The sequence below is a fragment of the Thalassotalea euphylliae genome, from assembly GCF_003390335.1.
In the GTDB taxonomy this organism is placed as follows: Bacteria; Pseudomonadota; Gammaproteobacteria; order Enterobacterales; family Alteromonadaceae; genus Thalassotalea_F; species Thalassotalea_F euphylliae_B.
Map to the genome: position 1 here is coordinate 2,943,971 of NZ_QUOU01000001.1, position 4,694 is coordinate 2,948,664.

At 45.5% G+C, this 4,694-nt stretch carries 4 protein-coding genes; 1 reads left to right on the top strand and 3 read right to left on the bottom strand.

Translation table 11 applies throughout. The features are described from left to right. Positions 1 to 32 precede the first annotated feature (32 nt). Positions 33 to 581: a DUF2780 domain-containing protein gene (locus DXX93_RS13040; protein WP_116008480.1), complete on the top strand. Its 549-nt coding sequence runs from the start codon at positions 33 to 35 to the stop codon at positions 579 to 581. Between the two features lie 103 nt (positions 582 to 684). On the opposite strand, the gene DXX93_RS13045 is transcribed toward DXX93_RS13040, so the two are convergent. The 3 genes from DXX93_RS13045 to DXX93_RS13055 form a co-directional block, all read right to left on the bottom strand. After that, positions 685 to 2,019 carry an HlyD family type I secretion periplasmic adaptor subunit gene (locus DXX93_RS13045; protein WP_116008481.1) on the bottom strand — a complete coding sequence of 445 codons (1,335 nt, stop codon included), beginning with the start codon at positions 2,017 to 2,019 and terminating at the stop codon, positions 685 to 687. 92 nt (positions 2,020 to 2,111) lie between these two features. After that, positions 2,112 to 3,794 (bottom strand): type I secretion system permease/ATPase, encoded by a 1,683-nt coding sequence (locus tag DXX93_RS13050; RefSeq protein ID WP_116008482.1) that lies wholly within the window; start codon positions 3,792 to 3,794, stop codon positions 2,112 to 2,114. 40 nt (positions 3,795 to 3,834) lie between these two features. Then, complete coding sequence (locus DXX93_RS13055) at positions 3,835 to 4,521, bottom strand: hypothetical protein (protein WP_116008483.1); 687 nt, start codon at positions 4,519 to 4,521, stop codon at positions 3,835 to 3,837. Positions 4,522 to 4,694 lie beyond the last annotated feature (173 nt).

Genomic DNA, 4,694 nt, shown 5'->3' on the forward strand with positions numbered 1-4,694 from the left:
ATAAACAGCACAATAATTAATCAAGGAAAATTATGAATAACAAGTCTATTGCCCTCGTGCTCAGCACTGCCCTGTTGTGTGCTAGCCCTGCTCACGCCGAAGGTTGGTTGGAAAGCTTAAAAAACATGCTCGGTTTTGGCACCAGTGAAAGCCAACAAGAGCAAGCACCAGTAGCGAATATTGAAGGTTTAATGGAAAGCCTCAAGAGTTTGGGCGTTACGGAAAGTCAAATTCAAGGTGGTTTAGCCGCTATTATGAATTTCGTTGCCAATAATATTTCAAGTGAACAATTTGGCCAGCTTGCAGAAGCTTTACCCGGCAGCAAAGAACTATTAGACGCGGTACCAGATATCAGCCAGCTAGAGTCTGGCTCTGGGCTTTCTGGGTTGCTCGACAAAGCCAGCGAGTACAGTGAAACACTCAAAGCGGCCAATGATGTGAAAAAGCAATTTGAAGTTATTGGCTTATCGCCTGACATGATTGGCCAGTACTCAGCGAAAATTCAAGAGTATTTAGACACACCAGAAGGCGCGCAAGCTAAACAAATTATTCAAGATAGCTTGGGTAAGCTACTCGGTTAGCGGCTATTAAGTCGCCATGTTCAAATGACCGCTATGTCAGTTTATAGCGGCGCCGCACATCGCTGCATACATAGAGCCTCATTAGTTGAGGCCCTATCGCTACTTAGCTTTCTCGCCACGCCCTATCAATAGTATCCACCAAAGGTTGTAATAAATATTCTAGCGCCGTGCGCTCTCCTGTTTGAATAAAGACTTCTGCAGGCATGCCGGGGATGAGTTCCTGTTCGTCAAGCTTTTTCAGCTCCTCAGTGGTCACGCTAACCCTGACTAAAAAAAAGGTTATACCTGTGCGCTCATCTAGCATACTATCGGCTGACACGTATTTTACGCGCCCCTGTAATTCAGGCGTAGTGCGCTGCTGAAAGCCAGAGAGCTTAACTCTGGCTTGCTGACCAACAATAACATCGTCGATATCGGCGGGGGTGACTTGGCCCTCAATAATCAGCTTGTCGTCTGCGGGTACTATTTCGAGCAATAATTGACCCGGTACAACAACACCGCCAATGGTATGAACGTTAAGCCCGACAACCGTTCCGGTCACGGGTGCTTTGACCACCATTTGTTGAAGCGTGTGAGCGGCAGCAATTTCACGCTCTTGCAAATCAATAATCTGCTGTTCAACTTCTTGTAAGTCCGCTAAAACCTCTTCATTAAAGCTTCGCTGGAGCCTGATCAATTCCAGTTTTTTCTCATCAATACTCGAACGAGCGCCTGCAATTAAAGAGATAAACTCACCACGCTCCCCTTCAAGTTGTGCCAAATTACGCTCAAGCTCCAATAGCCGACCGTTATCCACTAACCCTTGCTCTCTTAACTGTCGCAGATTAACCAACTCGTCGCTGCTAATGGTCACTTGTCGATCTGTGGCTTGCTTTTGCGCTTGATAGCCATCAATTTGCGTTAACAAATTATCGATTTGCTGGGCTAAAATTTGTTGCTGAGATGTCTGAACTTCACGCCGAATAGCGAACAACGACTTTTGTGCAGCCATCAACCCCAGCTTGTCTTGAGCGACTTTGCTCTCAGGTGTTGGTGTGGTGCTAGACCACGAAAAATCTGGCGCATCAGCGCCATCTCGCTCCGCTTGTAATCTCGCTCTTTGAACACGGGCGGCAAATAACGCACTGCGAACAACGGCTAATGAAGACTCTGCTTGCACTGGGTCAAGTAATACCATTACGTCACCATGAGCGACTTGCTGACCATCTTTCACTAACACTTCACTTACGACACCGCCGTCTAAGTGTTGTATCTGCTTGCGATTAGTGTCTACTTTAATTTGACCAGAAGCGATAATGGCACTGGCGAGCGGCGCTGTCATGGCCCACAAAGCACTACCCACGACAAAAACGACAATGATAACCAGACCCAATAGCATAGGCTGCTTGATCGACGTATTTACGCTGGTCACTTGAGTTGTTTGAAAAGCGTTTGCCATATTTCACTCGATATTAATTGACTCATTATTAATTAACTAAGTACTAGCTTACTAGGTGCTAGTTAACTCAATTTTAGCTAACTCAATTTCAGTTAACTCGACTGCGTTTCCACCACGGGCCTGATCAGTTGGCTCATAATTTCCTGTGTTTCACCCAAAGCCGCTATTCGACCATTACGCAGCACTAACAGCTGATCGGTAACATTCATTAGCGCTGGCCGATGACCAATAACAATGACAGTTGCCCCTTGTTGTTTGAGTGCCACAATAGCTTTCATCACGCTGCGTTCGGCTTCTGCATCCAGTGACGAAGTGGGTTCATCCAAAAGTACCAATTTAGGTTGGCCAAATACTGCCCTAGCGAGGGCTACACGCTGACGCTGGCCGCCTGACAACACTTCGCCAAAATCACCCGCCGCACAGTTATACCCTTGTTCAAGATGCAAAATCATGTCATGCACACCCGCAAGCTGGCCAGCCTGCATAATTTGCTCCGGTGATGCATCTTTAAATCGCGCGATATTTTCAGCAATAGTGCCGGGAAATAATTCAACTTCTTGTGGCAAATAACCTATATAAGGGCCAAGTTGCTCCCTGTCCCATTGATCATAAGTGGCGTTATCTAACCTGATCTCGCCATGCAGTGGTTTAGCTAAGCCAAGCAACAATTTTCCTAAGGTTGTTTTCCCCGCCGCATTGGGACCAGTAATACCAAGTACTGTACCCGCTGATAATTGAAAACTGATATCTTTTAATAACGGCGACTCACTGCCTTCGAACTGATAAATAATATTTTTAACCGCTAAATTGCCGACTGGCTCCGGTAAGGGGAGTGGCTCTATTGGCTCAGCAAAATGTTGTTGGAAGCCAATTAACCTTGCTTTAGCGTCTCGCGCTTGAATCACTAATCGCCAGCCACTAATGCACGCTTCAATAGGCGCTAGCCCGCGTCCCATAATGATAGATGCCGCAATCATAACTCCAGGTGAAGACTCTTGATGAATCACTAAAAAAGCGCCCATGCCTAAAATCCCAACCTGCAAGCTAAATCGGATACCTTTTGACAATGATGAAATATAGCCACTGCGCTGAGTTGCAACGGCGCTTGTCGCTAAGCTTTGCATACGCGGCTCTCGCCATTTGGCCTTTAAGCTATCGGCCATACCCATGGCATAAATTGCGCTTTGCTGACGGGCACATATATCGGTAAAGCGGTAAGCCTCACCGCTCGCGACCGTGCTGTCAGATTGCACTTTACGGGTTAAGCTTTCACCGACAAGTGCCAGCAAAAATAAAACAATGGCACCCGCCAAGGCGAGATGCCCGAGCCATGGATGTAAAACATAAATAAGCCCTAAATACAGCGGCGTCCAAGGCGCATCCATAATCGCCGCAAGTGCAGGGCTAGAGATAAACGAACGCACCGTTTCAATATCGCGCAGCGGCTGGCTATGGCCACCTTGCTCTAATATATTTTTGAAGGTATAGCTGGCGACATCATTTTCAAAGCGGCAGCCTACGCGTGAAAGTACAAGGCTGCGAACACTATCAAGAGCCATTAACACCATCAATGCGCCAATGGCAAATAAGGTCAGAAACAACAAGGTTGGCTGGCTGGCGGAAATCAGTACGCGATCATAAACCTGTAGCATATACAGCGGTGACACCAACATGAGTATATTGATTACACAGCTAAATAAAATGACGGGAATAAGTGAGCGCTTAATCTGTCCAAGCGCCCGATAAAAAGGGAGTTCATCGCTATTAGGTGCCATCAGCACTAATCGCCTTCGCTAGCACGTAAAATCAGCTGAACTAACTTTTTCTACGCAATAAGTAACCGCTAAAAATTAATGCGAGTAACCAAAATGTACTCGGTGTAGGTATTGTCTGAATAAGATTACCAGCTAGCCTAAATGCCATATTGGTGTTTATATCACCAAATATAATTTGGTTACTTTGTAAAGGACTAATCGCCGCAGGAGGAGCGCCTGGTGTTCCTGAGATAGCTGAGAGTTGCCAACCAACTGGTGACGGTGAGCCATTTGTGGGGCTAGCTGCCACTTGAAAAAAATAATCACCAGCCAACAAGTTTTGCGGTGTGGCGAGTGTTAAAGTATGCGAATACAACTGTCCTACCTGAGCGCCAAAATCAGCCACTAGCGTTTCAACTAGCTGATTTCGAGAGACCATAGCACTCCATATTGGTGCATCTATTGTTGTTCCACCTAAATTACTGTATATCGCCAGATCAAATTCGTTTGACACAAGTCCTTGCCCTTCAAATGTCCAAAATTCGATCTCTGTCAATTCAGCACCACTAGTTAGCATAAAATTGTCAATCACTTTACCCAAGCCAATTGAAGGAGGCCCAGAGAAGACAGGTGCTGGTGACGTAAGTGGATTTTGACTGAATAACAAAGCGGCCTGACTCGAAGAGGTCACAAACACACTAAATAACAACAATAGATGACCCAAACGTACGGATAATAACTTAACCATTCCTTGACTCCTTATTTTTGTTTTCTGCTGCATTTTATGGCGACTAACTCATACCTGATAACTTTCTATGCAACAATTACGCCTTGAAAATATTATCTTTATTAACAAAAAGATAAGTAATATGGATTACAAAACGGCGTGTCGATGTTAAAAACATCGACACACTTAATTCG

What these genes read in the sequence shown, in the direction of transcription:
- DXX93_RS13040 (WP_116008480.1), top strand. Translation starts at nt 33, where the DNA reads ATGAATAACAAGTCTATTGCCCTCGTGCTCAGCACTGCCCTGTTGTGT.
- DXX93_RS13045 (WP_116008481.1), bottom strand. Translation starts at nt 2,019, where the DNA reads ATGGCAAACGCTTTTCAAACAACTCAAGTGACCAGCGTAAATACGTCG.
- DXX93_RS13050 (WP_116008482.1), bottom strand. Translation starts at nt 3,794, where the DNA reads ATGGCACCTAATAGCGATGAACTCCCTTTTTATCGGGCGCTTGGACAG.
- DXX93_RS13055 (WP_116008483.1), bottom strand. Translation starts at nt 4,521, where the DNA reads ATGGTTAAGTTATTATCCGTACGTTTGGGTCATCTATTGTTGTTATTT.